The organism is Prevotella sp. MGM1, from assembly GCF_002933775.1.
Classification (GTDB): Bacteria; Bacteroidota; Bacteroidia; order Bacteroidales; family Bacteroidaceae; genus Prevotella.
Window position 1 is genome coordinate 1 of record NZ_BEWV01000195.1, and the last position, 16,104, is coordinate 16,104.

General features: G+C 44.6%; 12 protein-coding genes and 1 pseudogene. 4 read left to right on the forward strand and 9 right to left on the reverse strand.

The window, feature by feature from the left end; all coding sequences use genetic code 11:
• The first annotated feature begins 160 nt into the window (after positions 1-160).
• A complete protein-coding gene (locus MoGM_RS07365; RefSeq protein WP_371410514.1) occupies positions 161-1,654 on the forward strand; it encodes an IS1634 family transposase in 1,494 nt (497 codons plus the stop codon).
• A gap of 56 nt (positions 1,655-1,710) precedes the next feature.
• Here MoGM_RS07365 and MoGM_RS07370 read toward each other — a convergent pair whose 3' ends face one another.
• The 6 genes from MoGM_RS07370 to MoGM_RS07395 form a co-directional block, all read right to left on the reverse strand.
• On the reverse strand, positions 1,711-2,718 hold the full coding sequence (locus MoGM_RS07370) for a porin (RefSeq protein WP_104369443.1): 1,008 nt from the start codon (positions 2,716-2,718) through the stop codon (positions 1,711-1,713).
• Positions 2,715-3,089, reverse strand: coding sequence for a hypothetical protein (locus MoGM_RS12790; protein WP_146078684.1), 375 nt, complete (start codon positions 3,087-3,089; stop codon positions 2,715-2,717). Before MoGM_RS12790 ends, MoGM_RS07370 begins: the two co-directional genes overlap by 4 nt.
• 486 nt (positions 3,090-3,575) lie before the next feature.
• Positions 3,576-5,858 carry an inorganic phosphate transporter gene (locus tag MoGM_RS07380; protein WP_104369445.1) on the reverse strand — a complete coding sequence of 761 codons (2,283 nt, stop codon included), beginning with the start codon at positions 5,856-5,858 and terminating at the stop codon, positions 3,576-3,578.
• A gap of 104 nt (positions 5,859-5,962) precedes the next feature.
• Positions 5,963-6,409 (reverse strand): methylglyoxal synthase, encoded by a 447-nt coding sequence (locus MoGM_RS07385; RefSeq protein ID WP_104369446.1) that lies wholly within the window; start codon positions 6,407-6,409, stop codon positions 5,963-5,965.
• A complete protein-coding gene (locus MoGM_RS07390) occupies positions 6,406-7,854 on the reverse strand; it encodes a cell wall metabolism sensor histidine kinase WalK (protein WP_104369447.1) in 1,449 nt (482 codons plus the stop codon). The genes MoGM_RS07385 and MoGM_RS07390 overlap by 4 nt, the downstream gene beginning before the upstream one ends.
• Positions 7,838-8,533 (reverse strand): response regulator transcription factor, encoded by a 696-nt coding sequence (locus tag MoGM_RS07395; RefSeq protein ID WP_104369448.1) that lies wholly within the window; start codon positions 8,531-8,533, stop codon positions 7,838-7,840. Before MoGM_RS07395 ends, MoGM_RS07390 begins: the two co-directional genes overlap by 17 nt.
• A gap of 166 nt (positions 8,534-8,699) precedes the next feature.
• Here MoGM_RS07395 and MoGM_RS07400 point away from each other — a divergent pair, with 166 nt between their 5' ends.
• Entirely contained in the window at positions 8,700-11,450 is a 2,751-nt protein-coding gene (locus MoGM_RS07400; protein WP_104369449.1) for a TonB-dependent receptor, read from the forward strand.
• A 12-nt stretch (positions 11,451-11,462) separates the two neighbouring features.
• On the forward strand, positions 11,463-12,386 hold the full coding sequence (locus MoGM_RS07405; protein WP_104369450.1) for a metallophosphoesterase: 924 nt from the start codon (positions 11,463-11,465) through the stop codon (positions 12,384-12,386).
• Between the two features lie 398 nt (positions 12,387-12,784).
• On the opposite strand, the pseudogene MoGM_RS07410 reads toward MoGM_RS07405, so the two are convergent.
• Positions 12,785-13,667 (reverse strand): annotated as a pseudogene (locus MoGM_RS07410) (IS982 family transposase).
• 462 nt (positions 13,668-14,129) lie between these two features.
• The gene (locus tag MoGM_RS07415; protein ID WP_104369451.1) at positions 14,130-15,251 is read right to left on the reverse strand and encodes a site-specific integrase; all 1,122 of its coding nucleotides are present in this window, start codon (positions 15,249-15,251) and stop codon (positions 14,130-14,132) included.
• Between the two features lie 206 nt (positions 15,252-15,457).
• Here MoGM_RS07415 and MoGM_RS13045 point away from each other — a divergent pair, with 206 nt between their 5' ends.
• Entirely contained in the window at positions 15,458-15,631 is a 174-nt protein-coding gene (locus MoGM_RS13045) for a hypothetical protein (protein ID WP_158249575.1), read from the forward strand.
• A 110-nt stretch (positions 15,632-15,741) separates the two neighbouring features.
• Here the strand turns inward: MoGM_RS13045 and MoGM_RS13050 are convergent, their stop codons facing one another.
• The gene (locus MoGM_RS13050) at positions 15,742-15,882 is read right to left on the reverse strand and encodes a hypothetical protein (protein WP_158249576.1); all 141 of its coding nucleotides are present in this window, start codon (positions 15,880-15,882) and stop codon (positions 15,742-15,744) included.
• Positions 15,883-16,104 lie beyond the last annotated feature (222 nt).

Sequence of the window (16,104 nt, forward strand, 5' to 3'; positions counted from 1 at the left end):
CCTGACTTCGTCACTTTTTTGAGTTCCAAAATAAGGATGCCTGATTTTCACCAATATAGGCAAATTCAAGGGTGATTTAGGGTGACGCAATGGCAATTTTGATTATATTTGCGGTATGTTTGTCCGCAAAAAGAAAAATCGTTCTGGCACCACAAGCGTTGTGGTTGTTGACAAGCACGGAGGCAAGTTCAAAGAACTGCACACCGTGGGCATAGGGTATGACGAGTCTGAGATTGAGCGTCTCTGCCTCCAAGGACAAAAGTGGATTAAGTCTCATCTCGGTATCATGGAAATCGATTTCGATGAAGCCGACCAAAAAGAACTTGAACGAAAGAATGCCGAGGCTGTCCTTGACAATATTGATGGTATATTGCTGAATGGAGCCAAATTGATTCTTGACAAGGTGTTTGATTCTGTTGGATTCAACCGGGTCGGGGATGATGTCTTACGGCATCTTGTAATAGCAAGGTTATGTGAGCCGATGAGCAAGATGGCGACTGCAGACTACCTGAAAACCCACTTTGAAGAGGATGTGAACCTCAGCAAGATATACCGCTATATGGACAAGCTCTACAATGCCCAGCAGGAGGTTGTGCAGCGTATCAGCGTGGAGCATACGTTTTTTGTCTTGGGTGGAAGAGTGGAGATGCTGTTTTACGATGTCACATCACTGTACTTTGAGAGTTTTCGGGAAGATGACCTTCGTTCACCGGGGTTTTCCAAAGACGGCAAGACAGCCGAGACACAGATTATCCTCGGACTTCTTGTATGTGAGAACGGCTATCCTCTTTCATACTCAATATTCAATGGAGCGCAATATGAAAGTTACACCATGATCCCCGCCATAGATGATTTAAAGCAACGGTTCGGCCTTGATGACTTTATTGTGGTTGCTGATTCAGGCTTCATGATAAAACGGAATATGGGGCTACTGCGTTCCGGAGGATATCAGTTCATTGTCGGCGGAAGAATAAAGAAAGTGGCAAATGATGTCGAGAAATGGATAAAGTCAATCCCCCATGAAGATGGACAGTATCATGAGAAGGAACTCGAGAACGGCGACCGTCTCATTGTCACATACAGTTCAAAACGGGCAACCAAGGATGCCTATAACCGCAACAAGGGTGTTGAACGACTACGAAAAGCCTATGCTTCCGGCAAAATCACCAAGGATAAGATTAATAAACGTGGCTACAGCAAGTTCCTTAAGCTTGACAATGATGTCAATGTAAGTATCAGTGAGGATAAGATCAAGGAGGATGAGGTATGGGACGGTCTGAAAGGATATGTCACCAATACCACATTGCCACCATCGGAGGTCGTCGCTCAGTATCAAGGTCTTTGGGTTGTTGAGAAGGCGTTCAGGATATCAAAGGGGACACTGGAGACTCGCCCCATCTTTCACTTTACTGAGAAACGTATCGAGGCTCATGTATGCCTTTGTTTTGTCGCATACAAGCTATATAAGGAACTTGAGAGGATTATCGAGACTCTACACATGAAAATGAGTGTTGACAAAGTAATCAAGATCGCCAAAACAATAACGACCGTCAGACTGAGGCTTCCATTAAATGATGAGACGATAACACGCACTATGATGCTGACACCCGAACATCGGTCATTGAAGCCATTGTTTGACCATCTTGGCGTTTAGGGTGACGCAATGACGAAGTCAGGAAATGCTGTCGGTTTTGTTTTTGTGACATAAAATCAAAAATGGGCTACAAATTCCATGACTATCTTATTCTGTTCTGAAATTGCTGGATTTACTCCTTTGTTATAAAAATATTGTTCATAGTTGAGGCGAATATCTGCCTGTAATGATTTCTTTCCAAAACTCAATGTAAGACCTCCAGTCAGTCTATGCCTTTCAGGATCATCTACTTTGAGATTGCCGGATTCATCTTTCGTACCTTTGCTGTGATCTGACATATAGTCATATCTTCCGAGGAATGATATGGAAGTCAGACCTTTTTTCATCGGAAGTCGATATGCGGCAAATGCGTCAACCGCATTTACAGGCGTGAAAGAGCCGTGGGCATAGTGCTTGCGGAGATATTCCGCCTCGATGTGCCATCTCCGGTTTTGCCAGTAGACCCCTGCATCGTACATCATCACGTTCACATCCCCGGCATTTGCCTTCTGGCAACTGAGTGTGATATTAAATTGCCGGGCAATCATTGTCTGCGCCTTGAACGAGAAATTATAGTTGTTGGTCCAGAAATGTTTTTGATTTGTCAGTCCTGAGCCGTTGAATATACCTCCTTCAAGCGTAATGGGCATACGGTCGTTGAATGTCCACGATGCTGATGCCCCTACATCGCGCACATTGCCGACCTGCTTTGCTATGAAAGAACGATTGGCGAAATACTGTAGATGCGGTGAACGATGAGCATCAATGGTAAACGGCACTCTCATCTGACCGAAGGTGAACTTTAACACATCTTTAGGTTGCAGACGTATATATGCGTCAAGCATCTTTATAGTACCCTCGTCCGAAAGGTCTATCTCGGCCTTGTATCTTACAATAGGAATCACCCTGCCTTCCACGCTCAGACGCGCATTGCGTATCTCAAAGCGTCCCTTATCTATTTGAGGCTCATATTCATATTTGGCCCGGATAGTCCCGTGTATTTCCGGGATAAATGGATTTTTATCCTGAGCCACGGCAGACAATGCAAATACTGACAATGCCGTCATAATTAAAATCCGTTTCATGCTGTCATTGGTTTATTGCTTGTTTTAATGTTTTTGATTGCCTGTAGAAAGGAACTGATAAAGGAATGAAGATAATACAAGAGCATCAGATAGGAATATGAGGGGGCTCCTTCATCAAAATCTTCATGGGTCATCCCTTTGGAATGTATGGCGATGCTGTGTTCGATAAAATCTTTCTCCAAGCCCGCATCTCCATTAATCTTCACTGTATCAACATCTGAACTGAGTATGCTGTCAGCTAATTGAGACAGTCGGACAATCCCTCCACGAATTGTTTCGATCTCACATTTGTAAGAGATAGGTATATAGCCATCCGGGGACGTGACAAGATGACGTGTTGTTTCGGCAATCTTGTCCGTAGCCTCAAGCATATATTCACAATATAGCGCAGTCTTGCCGATAGTATCATCAGAGTCCGCCGAACAATTCCGGACTTTCTCACTGATTATGTCAATGGTTTCTGACCCGATTCGATGATTCTTGCAAACGGCTATACTGTCATTGTTTGAAAGACATTTCAACGCTTTGTCGATAATCGGACCGCATGACTGCATCGTCACGGTCAAACAAGACTTTCCGACAGGACTATTGGGAATAATACAACACATTTCCTTGATTTTGTGTCTGCGTATATGCCGTCGCAACATAAAGATGATTCCAGTCAGAGCTGTTATCGAGAGAACTGTAACGTACATGATTTATAGAATTTCTTTGATGCAAAGTAACCATATTTATATTTCACGTTTATGTCTGAGATATTAGATAAATATTAAATTTATCAATCAGTTACAATACAAAAAGATGGGAGATATGCACTCCCATCTCAACCTTAGGAACAATCTTTTTTACCTTAGACTTTATGCTGTTGGTACCATAATTTTGGCAGGGCGTGTACGGAAATCTGAGTTGCGCAGCTTGGCAAACGCCCGCAGATATTTCCTTATTGACGATACCATTTCCTGCGTTTCCTGAAGCAGATTGACATAGACATACAGAACAGCCATTGCCGATGTGTCTCCGTCGCGGAGCTGGTCATGCACACGATGATATGTGTCGGAAACAGTATCCTTTATCTCGTCACAGTGTCGGCGAAGAGTGCTTATCGTATCTGTATCCCCGCTCCCCATAAGTTTGACGGTATCATTGAACAGTGTACTTATTTGTGTCCGTATCATCTCGTATTCAGTAGTATATTGGGGAGGCAGAGGAAGGAAATTGTTGTCGACATGCTCTTTGCAGACCTCGTTGATGCGGCGCAGGTTGTAAAGTATGCCCATACAGCAGTTGTTGCTGAGATAGAACCAAGTGCTTTTTTCTATCGCCATCTCGCGTGTCAAATGACGCAGACATAGAGTTTCCTTACGGCGGGCGTTTTTAAGTATGGTCTTCTGGCGGGCGAGACTCGATTCCGTCTTGCCGAGAATCCCGGCGCTCTCAGTTATGAAAGCCGATGTTATATCCCGGTATTTTTCCTCGGCATAGGTCATGAACTTCTCTTGTTGTTCCGTGATATACATCATAAGCAACGGCCATGTCTGTGTTTTATCCTGTGTGGATATGATGGTCTGGAACAGCGCGTCACCGTTATCTTCTTCTGTCTTCTTTCTGAATCGACGGTTGCTATTGATGATTATGAATATGGTCAAAGCCGCCAACAGAAGCATCACCCACTGACCGCCATAGTGCATTGCCGCGACAATCAGTCCTGCACCGATAAACGCCGCACCCGCAGTAAGGAACCAACCGCCGATTACGGAAATCACGCCGGTGATGCGGAACACGGCACTTTCCCTGCCCCATGCCCTGTCGGCAAGAGAAGTACCCATAGCGACCATAAATGTTACGAATGTGGTTGACAGGGGCAGTTTCAGCGAGGTGCCGAGGGCAATGAGTGCGCCGGCAAGCACGAGATTGACTGAGCCGCGTATGAGGTCGAAAGCCGCCCCTTGATCCATAATGGTCTCATCCACATTAAAACGGTGGTTGAACCAACGGCGTACTTTTATCGGTGTCACACGGCGCACCCATGACAGGAATGATAAAGTCCATCTAACCAATCTTCTGGCGATGCGGGATGAACCGAACATCTCATCGCCACCCTGCTGGCTTCCCAGTCCGATTTCGGTCTTGGTCACATTCCTTGCCTTTTTTGACGTTGCAAGCGAGACCACCATTATGACACCGGCACCTATGAGGAAATATATCGGTGTATTTGCCGGGCCGTTGAGTGAATCCATAAGGAAACCTTTGGAATCCCCTCCGCCGTTAGCCATAAAATCCTGATATGAAGCCAGACCGCTCAAGGGAACACCTATGAAATTCACAAGGTCATTACCTGCGAATGCCACGGCAAGCGAGAACGTGCCCATAAGCACTATGACTTTCAACACGTTGACCTTGCAGATATGGAGCAGTTGCATCAGCAGCGTGAAAACCACGAAACAGGACAGTATTATCAGAGCCGTATTGTTTTTTATCCATGCTTTCAGTTCGGGGGTCATGAATGTAAGATCTTTTGCCCCCTTGATCAGAAGGAAGTAGACAATAGCTGTCGCGCAGATGCCACCGAATATTCCTATCTTCCATTTCAGGTTGCTACGGTAATTGAACGAGAACACCATGCGGGATATGAACTGCACAACCGTTCCGAAGAAAAATGCTATCGCCACCGACAGGAATATTCCGAGAATCACCGACAGGGCTTTCTCCGTGTTAAGCAAGTCGTCAAAACCGAGACCGATGCCTCCTGCCATTTTAATCAATGCAACGACAAAGGTGGCTCCCAGCAGCTCGAAAACCATTGACACGGTTGTAGAGGTCGGCATACCCAGCGAGTTGAACACGTCGAGAAGGATGATGTCCGTGACCATTACCGCCATGAAGATGCAGATAAGGTCATAGAACGAAAAATGCTCGGGACGGAAAATTCCGTGCCGGGCAATCTCCATCATTCCGTTACTCATTGCCGCACCGATGAACACACCGATGGAAGCGACAATCAGGACTCTTTTGAATGATGCCGCCTTAGACCCGATAGCCGAGTTCAGGAAGTTGACAGCATCGTTACTCACGCCTACTGACAGGTCAAACACAGCCAGCAGGAAAAGAAAAATTACTACGCAAAGAAACAGTATTTCCATTGTTATCTCAATTACTTATTCAGCCGCAAAGTAACTAAGAAAACATTTCATGATTATTTCAAAATCCTTAACCATTTATTAAAACTGCCGGACTGACAGAGGGTTTAATTGCGGTCAAACCGTATATAGCTCTGTTCGATGGGTTTATATGTAGGGTCTTCCCACAAACGACTTGAAATCATCAGGTCGGCACTGATGCGGTTGCAGGCAATCGGCACGTTGTGGAGCCGGCATTGACGCAAAAGCATCTGAATGTCCGCCTCGTGGGGCTGCGCATTGAGGTCGTCTATCAAGAAAATAGCGAGGTCAATCTCGTTTCTTACCACCATTGCCGCTATTTCGGCGTCACCGCCCATCGGTCCGGAATTCATACATTCGACTTGTGCATCTATTCCAGCTTCTGAGAAAGCATTCTTTATAAGCCCTCCAGTCGTGCCGGTACATACCAGCTCATGTTGGGAAAGGTATTGGGCGTTGAATTTTACCCAATCGATCATATCGGCTTTGCGTTGGTCGTGAGCTACAAGCGCGATTTTTAGTTTTGTCTTCATTTTGAGTTTCTTGAAAATGTTATTTTGAACAATAATCCGCCTGAGCATTGAGTTTCAGCGGAGATTTCACCGCCATGAAGAATCACAGCGTTTTTCACTATCGAAAGCCCGAGTCCGGTGCCACCGGCCGCTCGTGACCGTCCCTTGTCAATGCGATAGAACCTTTCAAACAGTTTTGGCAGGTGTTCGAGAGGAACGCCGCATCCGTTGTCGGACAATGCAATTACAACTTTATCGTTGTCGATACTGATTAATTCTATTTTTATTCTTGTTCCTCCACTATAAACAATCGCATTGTCTATAAGGTTGTTGAAAACGGCCTCAAGCAGAGAAGCATTTCCGGCCATGATTACGTTATGAGAAACAAAATTCTCAATCCTTATGCCCTTTGTGGCGGCGATTATCTGTCGGTCCTCAACCACGTCATTTATTATATCCGTGAGATTAACCTGTTCTTTCAATATAGAGGCGCTTCCGTCGTCCATGCGTGTCAGGAGCGAGACATCGGTCAGAAGCCTTTGTAGCCTTTCTGTATTTGTAAGACAACGTTGCAGGAACAATATCTGCTTTTCATCGCTCATATTCCTGTGTGCCAGCATCGTCTCCACGCTGACCCTGATTGATGCGACCGGGGTTTTCAGTTCGTGGTTTATGTTGTTCGTGAGTTGCTTTTTGATGCGTTCCTTTTCAAGCTGTTCATGGAGGGTAGCGCGATGTTCGTTGTCCCTGTCGGCGACAGCCTGTTGCAGACGGGCATAAAGGCGGACAATGTGGTTTGAAATCTCGCCAAGTTCGTCATGGGGGAACGGTTCGGTGTCAGAAATCTGGGCACCGTTTTCTACGTTTTCCGCAAATCTGTTCAGCCTGATTATGTGGAGGCCGACCCTTCGGGTTGCAAAATAGCCAAGTACGCACATGACCAATGTGATAACCCCCATAATCCACAGAAAGCCATAATCGGCCTGCAACAGACCTCTGAATGAAACCGAATACGGCACCGCGGTACGGACAATATAGCCGTCATCGCTTTTTCTCGCCGAATAAAAATAATAGTTGCCGGTACTCTCGCTGTGTCGTCTTACGGCATAGCCCGCCCCATGCCGTAAGGCATCCCGGATTTCCTGACGGTCAAGATGATTGGTTTTCGGCAATGAATCAAGGGTGTTGTCGTAAATGATATGTCCGTCCTCGGAAATCACGCTGACACGGATTTCCCCGAATGGCTTGAATTCGTCAAGTTTTATATCTGGCACATCGTGTCCCTCACCAAGTTCGGTAAGGATATATGTGTTGATAAGCTGCAGTTGCTTGTCAATCTCCTCCGCCTTGAATTCCTTTTCCCTGTGATACTGAAACACGACAAAGCAACCGACCATCAGCAAGGAATATCCAAGAAGCCACACGAACAGCCGCTGCGGATAGGAGAGCTTATTCAATGAACCCATAACCGTAGCCCGAGCGAGTTACAATATTCTTGCCGTAGATGCCGATTTTCTGGCGGATACGGGTTATGTTCACATCTACAACCCTGTCAAGCACCACAACCTCGTCGGGCCATATCTTGTTGAGCAAATCCGTACGGGTGAAAACCTGCCCTCGGTTGGAGATTAGTTTGAGCAGTATCTCAAACTCCTTTTTAGGCATTTTCACCTCCGTCCCGTCAACTGTGCAAGTCTTGTTTTTTGTAGACAGAACAAGCCCCTTGTATGAAACAAGGTCAGAATCAGTCTTGGCAGGTGCGACAGAAGCCGCTGTACGGCGAAGCACAGTCCTTATTCGGGCAAGCACAGCTTTAAGAGAATAAGGCTTCATTATATAGTCGTCAGCCCCGAGATCAAGTCCCGAAATCATATCCTCCTCCGTGTCTTTTGCCGTGCAGAATATGATGGGAACGGAGGCCGTTGCCGGATTCGACTTCATTATGCGTGCCAGTTGAGTCCCGGATATTTCCCCCATCATAATATCAAGGAGTATCAGGTCATAGTCGGCAAGGTTGAGGGCAAGAGCCTCCTCCGCGCTATACGCCATGTCAACCTGATAGCCTTCCGCTTCAAGATTGAATCCGAGTCCGTCACACAGAGCCTCCTCATCATCGACAACAAGTATCTTCTTTTTTGTTTCCATGCCGCAAAATTACTAATAATCGGTTAAATACTGTCCTAATGCTCAAAAGTTTAATAAAAGTTTAATGACACAATTTATTTCATAAAATCTAAACAAATCTGATAACCCCATGAAATATTAGTTGGCTAATTTTGCAGCGTAAATCAGAAACAAAACAACAATCACAATGAAAAAAGTAATGTCAACTTTTTTGGTCGCACTTGCTTCAAGTCTGACCATTATGGCGGCTGACAGTCCGAAATACGGACAACTTAAAGGCCGCATCCTTGACAATGAGAAGAACCCGCTGCCGGGGGCGGTGGTTATCATTGACAGCAACATGCTGTCGGCGGTTACAGATCTCAACGGCTTTTTCTCGTTTGCCAACCTTTCATTCGGGAATCATAATCTGAAAGTAACTTATATCGGTTTTCTTCCGGTCAGTAAAACAATCGTGGTTTCGGAAGAATCAACGGTTGACGACATAGTAATGTCGGATACATCACGGGAACTGAATGAAGTTGTAGTGACCGGCGTTTTCTCCGGGCAGCAGAGAGCCATAAATGCCCAGAAGAATAATATCAATATAACCAATGTGGTATCTGCCGACCAGATTGGCAAATTCCCCGACTCGAATATCGGAGACGCTCTGAAACGTATAAGCGGTATCAATGTGCAGTATGATCAGGGCGAGGCCCGTTTCGGTCAAGTACGCGGCACTCCGGCTGGGTTCAGTTCAGTGACAATCAACGGGTCAAGACTGCCATCGGCCGAGGGAGACACTCGCAATGTCCAGCTTGACCTTATACCGTCCGATATGATTCAGACAATAGAGGTCTGCAAGACACTTATGCCGGATCAGGACGGCGATGCCATCGGCGGTTCCATCAACCTCGTTACGAAAAATTCGCCACACAGATTTACTGTCGGAGCCGTAGCGGGAACAGGCTACAACTGGATAAGCCGTAAGGCGCAGATGAATTTCGGACTCACTCTCGGTAACCGTTTCTTCAATGACCGCTTCGGAGTGATGCTTGCGGCCTCCTATAATAATGCGCCAGCCGGATCATATAATACAGAATTTATATGGGAAAAGGATGACGACGGCAAAATCTATGTCAACGACTATCAGATAAGGCAGTATTATGTCACACGAGAGCGACAGAGCTACTCATTGTCGCTCGACTGGAAGTTCAATGACTTCAACAAGGTCTGGTTCAAGGGTATTTTCAACAACCGCAATGATTGGGAAAACCGTTACAGGACAACACTCAAAGACATTACGCCCGAAGGGAAAGCCGATGTGCGTGTCCAGACAAAAGGAGGTTCGGGTGACGAACGAAACGCCCGTCTTGAACGACAACGGACAATGGATTTCACTTTGGGAGGTGAAAACCGTATAGGCATCCTTGGCATGGACTGGAAACTGGGATATGCACGGGCTACGGAGAAACGCCCGAATGAGAGATACATCGACTACCGTCTCAAATCGCAGAGGTTCAGTTTCGACCTGAGTAATCCGAGAGAGCCATTTGCCACTCCCGACGAAGGATATACAATGACCTTGAATGATGACTTCTCGCTCAAAGAGCTTACACAGCAGCAGGAGGATATTGTGGAGCAGGACTTCAAGGCGGCACTGGATTTCAAGGCTCGACTTAGCGAACGCTCAAAAATCAAGTTCGGATTCAAGTTCGTGAACAAGACAAAAGATAAGGAGATAGACTATTACGAATACACTCCGCTTGACAAAAAGGCATTTAACACAGATGCGCTTGCACATACCACAGACCAAAGTACCGACAGATTCATGCCTTCCTCAAAATATCAGGCCGGCACATTCGTTGACAAGAAATTTCTTGGCTCCCTCAATCTTGACGATTCCAATTTGTTTGAGCGAGAGCAAATTGCAGAGGAACTTGCGGGCAATTTCCATGCGAGGGAGAATGTGGCATCAGGTTATGTGCGTATTGATTCCAGACTTTCCGACAACCTTAACTTTATGGGCGGTCTGCGTGTCGAGAATACATCACTGCGCTACATCGGCAGAAATTACGATGATGAATCCAACAGTGTCTCCAAGACCGAGCCTGAGACTTCAAATTATATAAATTTCCTCCCCTCATTATTATTGAAATGGGACATCAACAAGGATTTCATGCTGCGTGCCGGTTATAACCAGTCCATATCCCGGCCAAAATATTCCGCCCTCGTCCCGGGTATGAATATCAAACGTGGCGACAATGAGATAAGGATTGGCAATCCCGGTCTTAAAGCGACTACCTCACATAATTTAGACCTCAACGCTGAATATTACTGGAAGTCAATCGGTCTGGTTTCAGCAGGAATTTTCTATAAAAGAATAGAAGGCTTCATCGTGGACGAAGTGGCATACAACAAGGAGTATCAGGGTACTGTCTGGACTAAGTTCACACAACCTAAAAACGGTGGAAACGCTAATCTTTTCGGAGTGGAAATGGCATGGCAGCGCGATTTCAGTTTCATCACACCGGCGATGAAGTGTCTCGGACTTTACGCTACATACACCTATACCCACTCACGCATTACCGACTTCAACTTCGAGGGTCGTGAAAACGAGAAAGGCCTTAGCTTGCCCGGTTCTCCCGAGCATACAGCCAATCTCTCGCTATATTTCGACAAGTGCGGTTTCTCTGCAAGAGCCTCATTCAACTATGCCTCGGCATTTATCGACGAAATGGGCGCAAGTTCGTTCTACGACCGATACTATGATGCCGTGAAATATCTGGACCTGAACGTCAGCTACACATTCGGGCGCAAAACAAAAATAACCGTATATGCCGACTGCAATAACCTCCTCAACCAGCCTCTGCGCTATTATCAAGGTAGCAAGGACTACACGATGCAGCAGGAATATTACGGAGTGAAACTCAACGGCGGTGTAAAAGTAACATTCTAAAAATACAAAACAATGATTCGTAAATTACTTATCGCGGCTTTGGCTCTCATCCCCTCTTTTGGAGCCATTGCCCAGACTGAAATCGCCAAAGGCGACGTGAACCTGATGGTAGTGTCAGACCTCGGACGTAATGGTCACTATGACCAGAAGCCTGTTGCCGCGACGATGGGCAGAATTGCAGAACAAATAGGACCTGATGCTATTCTTGCTCTTGGCGACACACATCACTACGGTGGAGTGGAAAGTGTGACAGACCCGTTGTGGATGACCAACTATGAGCTTATCTACGACCACCCGGAGCTTATGGTGAACTGGTATCCCGTCTGCGGAAACCATGAATATCGCGGTAACACTCAAGCGGTTATTGACTATTCCGGCATATCCCGCCGTTGGGAGATGCCTGCGAGATATTACACCAAGACCTTTGAAGATGACGGGACAACTGTCAAGGTGGTATTTCTCGACACTACTCCTTTGATTGACAAATACAGGAAAAAGACCGACACATATCCCGATGCTGTGAATCAGGATACCGAAGCCCAGTTGCAATGGCTCGAAAAGACTTTGACAGAGGCGACGGAAGACTGGATCGTTGTGGTCGGTCATCATCCCATCTATGCCTATACCGACAAGTCGGAATCTGAGCGAACAGATATGCAGAAGAAAATTGACACAATTCTGCGGAAGCACAATGTGGACATGTATATCTGCGGTCATATCCACAATTACCAGCACATCCGCCGCCCGGCTTCAAAAATCGACTATGTGGTCAACACATCCGGCTCCCTCACACGGACTCCGAAAGAAATCGAGGGCACCATATTTTGCAATGATTCTCCCGGATTCTCCGTCCTGACCGCCGACAAAGAGAATCTTAAACTGAATTTGCTCGATAAAGAAGGCAAAACCATACATGTGGTAAGCCGCACCAAATAATACATGGCTTATGTGATATTCTGACAAATAACTACAAAACTCAGATACGTTTCATGCTCTTTCATGGAACGTATCTGACTGTGTATTTTAATTGAATTATGCAAGATCTATATTGTTTTTGTGAGATACATAACTACAACATATTTAAATCGTAAATGAATCAAAATAAATTTGAGTAATCATATCATAGTCAATAATCCACTGGAATATTGTACTTTTTCCTTATAAATTTTCACGCAACCTTTCACAGAAAATACAAGTCAATGGTGGAACAATAGGAGGAATTACTGTTCGTTACTTCTAAAAAGCAATTATATACTGCCATTTAATAAGGTATTACACTCTCTGGTGGTGATGAAAAATATTTATGCCATAACTTAACGTCAGTTCGATATAATTCAAAACAATGCAAGTTGCCTGTCTTTGATGAATTTAATATCAATGGTCGGCTTCTTCTCTAAAAAGCAATATGCTGCAATTGCCGCGAGAGCATTCGCAATGAAGTTGTTGAAAGAGCGGTGTCATGAATGTTCTATCTGTGCGATATTCTTCAGTTTATCATTAACAGTTTCAATCAAGGCACGTTTCCTTAACAGGATTTTATCCACAATACTCATCAGTGAGTTATTCATCTTATTCTTTACTTTGGTGATCACTTGTATGCCATTGATAAAAAGACTCTCAAACAATACCGTCCGATATATCCTTTGTAGGCACACAGTTTCCCTTTTTCTAAAAAACGTCTCTGTTTCAAAGGTTTCCGGTTATCCACATTTCCTGAGGTGAACATAAAATTGAGGATTTCGCCTTTATCATTGATTACCAAATGTAAATTAAATCCAAAGAACCATCCCATCGAGCATATTCCCTTCTCGGCAAGTTCCTTTAAATGTCTTATAGATCAATATACGTTGGTTGCGACACACAAGGAAGTGGAATCCACAAAACAGATTCCCGTGCAAGTTCCTAAAAGTACCTGTTTGATAAAGATTGTCAATAAAAACAACACTCCTTTTCTAATTCAACAAACCGGTTATAAGGCACACGTTTGGGAGACAAATGAGTCAGATACTTGCAGGCATATTCCTGATAATAGTGTTTGAAACATCGAAAATTACCGGAATGAAACAGGATGAGAATAACAATAACATCCGCATCACTCATACGGTTGGATTTGTTACGATGCTTATGGGATGTGTCTTTAATTATATATTTTTCTTGTTGGATAGCAAATTCCTTGCAAATATAATAAATCTCTGTAACTTTAGACTCTGAGAACATATTGGTAATCGTTTAAATGTTATATTCGATACTATAAATTTAATACTTACATTGAACTGGCGTTAACTTAAACAGGCTTTTCTCGTTGATCTTACCTTTCGCATAACATGAAAAAGGAGGAATAGATATTGCGTACCTTTAAATAGGCTGACAGCAATAGGAGTGTAGCTTCCTGAACCGCTTGGAATAGGTAGGGCAACACTATTATAGCAAACTTGAAAAGTATGAATTGAAGTATAAGTTTCTAAACCATAGCTAAAATTGTGCTATGCCGATAAACGCTATATAAACAAATGTTGTTAATGAACTATTGAAGAAACTATCGTGGCATTTGTAAAAATACCATTTTTAAGAGGTGTGTATTTCAAAAAATAATGCTATTTTGTATTCAAAAATGCGTTTTTTGATTTGTACAAAATAAGATAGAATATAGTAATTCGCTCGTTTCCAAAGTGTTACCCATTAAGAAGCAAATCTTTGCAAGCTGCTCAAATTCAGCAACAAAGACAATTTAATATGTCTTGCGATGTGCGTCGTCAGGTGCTTGCCGATTTTAGCAAGGTCGGCTATTTCGGCAAGGTACGAGTTCATGCGCTGGTTGGATATTACCGGTGTCATGAGGTTCTTCGCCACCGCTTTCGGGTGGTTGCGGTATTTCTCTGCAATCCTTTTCGGGATGTCGAGCAGGGGGATGGTGCTGACCTCGCCGGTCTTCTGGCGCGCCTTGCGTATCCATTCCTCGCCGTTCTCATCCTTAATTATATGGTCGCGGGTAAGAGTGGATATGTCAGCGAAGGCAAGTCCGCAGAAGCAGCAGAACACGAATGTGTCACGCACGAGGTCAAGACGGGGGAGTGTTGTAAGGTCGAGCTTCATTATCGCTTTCAGCTCGTTTTCGCTCAGAAATTCCCGGTCAGACTTTGTACGGGTATAACGCTTGCCGATAAACGGGTCGTCGTCAATCCACTTGTTGGCGATACCGACCCTCACGACATTCTTCAGATAGCGGATATACTTCACTGCGGCATTATTGGCGCACATTTTTCTTACACGCAGGAAATGCTCGAAATCGTCAACCATTCCCGATGTAAGGTTCTTCATCGGGATGTCAGATATATTCTCCTTCATCATCAGAAATTCTGACAGATGCTTCTCGCAGCGTTCCCAGCGAAGCACGGTAGCCTTGCAGATGTCGCCGCGCTCATACTGTTCCCTCACTTTTACATTGACCCCACGGAAAGCCTCGCAAATCATCTTGGGCTTTTCGAGCTTGCCGAGGAACGCTCGTTTAAGCACATCCGGATTTATCGGCTCGTCACGCAGAACGAGCCGGTTGTGGATTTCGCAGATCTTGGTGCGCACCGTGTCAAGATAGCGGTTAAGCTCAAGGTCTTTCTTTGTCTTGCCTTTCGACTGACCTTTTGCGGCATTCCAGTCATCGGGTCTGACAGTGCGGTTGATATATATTTCTGCACGCTGTCCGTTCATCGTGATACGGAGGGTTATCGGCAGCTCACCCTCCTTGTTGGCTCTTTTCCTCGCGATGAAGTTCAAGGAAAAGTAGCTTTCATTGGATAGTTTCATTTTGTCTTGTGGCTTTAATGGTATCTTAAAGATACGCAATTTTTTCAGTTTTACAATCTGTAAATACCAGAAGACATCAGAAAAACGGGGTGTAAAGAGGGAGCAAAATCACATTTTCTATTGTTTTCGCTGATTTGCTCCCCGATTTTGCTCCCTTTTTTAACAATTATTCAAATGGAATATTCTTAAAAAAAGTCAGTGCAGACATGTGGTTGACAAGCTGGATACAGCGTAAGGCATACTTTGACAAAAGTGCCGAAATGTCTGCAAACCGTTCCCTCGGAAGCTCCCTCTGGGAGCAGGAGAAATACAATCACTATCGGCGCAAAATACTGAAAAGCAATCCAATAATCCCTAAAAAGGGAGCAATTTCAGGATAAAATTCCTTGCTCCCTTTTTGCACACCGGATATTGCCATATATTGCGCCGATTTTTTTTTGGGGGGGGGGGAGAGGAGACAAAAAGCAAAACCTCCGAAAATCGTTGATTTTCAGAGGTTTTCTTCGATTTGATAAATTTTATCGTGATCCGCCTGGGGCTCACCAATATCTTGTAAATCTCTGATATTCAGTTGTGATTTTAAATCATTCAAATCATCTCCACCGATTTCGCAGTGTGATACTTTCCACATTTTGCGCGCCACTCTTTGGCTTTTGTTTGATGCAAAGGTAATACTATTCTTTGGATAATATGCTGTTTATACTCTAAAAATGTGCGTGTGATAACAGTTTTTTCGATTTTTGGAACAGTATCGATTTTAGAGAGATTACATGGGGTTATTACTATGACACCTTATATCTCTTACCTTTGCAGTGTCAATAGCGATTGGCACTTTTTTCTAGTAAGAGAGATG

What these genes read in the sequence shown, in the direction of transcription:
- MoGM_RS07390 (WP_104369447.1), bottom strand. Translation starts at nt 7,854, where the DNA reads ATGGGTTCATTGAATAAGCTCTCCTATCCGCAGCGGCTGTTCGTGTGG.
- MoGM_RS07370 (WP_104369443.1), bottom strand. Translation starts at nt 2,718, where the DNA reads ATGAAACGGATTTTAATTATGACGGCATTGTCAGTATTTGCATTGTCT.
- MoGM_RS07415 (WP_104369451.1), bottom strand. Translation starts at nt 15,251, where the DNA reads ATGAAACTATCCAATGAAAGCTACTTTTCCTTGAACTTCATCGCGAGG.
- MoGM_RS07405 (WP_104369450.1), top strand. Translation starts at nt 11,463, where the DNA reads ATGATTCGTAAATTACTTATCGCGGCTTTGGCTCTCATCCCCTCTTTT.
- MoGM_RS07400 (WP_104369449.1), top strand. Translation starts at nt 8,700, where the DNA reads ATGAAAAAAGTAATGTCAACTTTTTTGGTCGCACTTGCTTCAAGTCTG.
- MoGM_RS13045 (WP_158249575.1), top strand. Translation starts at nt 15,458, where the DNA reads ATGTGGTTGACAAGCTGGATACAGCGTAAGGCATACTTTGACAAAAGT.
- MoGM_RS07395 (WP_104369448.1), bottom strand. Translation starts at nt 8,533, where the DNA reads ATGGAAACAAAAAAGAAGATACTTGTTGTCGATGATGAGGAGGCTCTG.
- MoGM_RS12790 (WP_146078684.1), bottom strand. Translation starts at nt 3,089, where the DNA reads ATGCTTGAGGCTACGGACAAGATTGCCGAAACAACACGTCATCTTGTC.
- MoGM_RS07380 (WP_104369445.1), bottom strand. Translation starts at nt 5,858, where the DNA reads ATGGAAATACTGTTTCTTTGCGTAGTAATTTTTCTTTTCCTGCTGGCT.
- MoGM_RS13050 (WP_158249576.1), bottom strand. Translation starts at nt 15,882, where the DNA reads ATGTGGAAAGTATCACACTGCGAAATCGGTGGAGATGATTTGAATGAT.
- MoGM_RS07385 (WP_104369446.1), bottom strand. Translation starts at nt 6,409, where the DNA reads ATGAAGACAAAACTAAAAATCGCGCTTGTAGCTCACGACCAACGCAAA.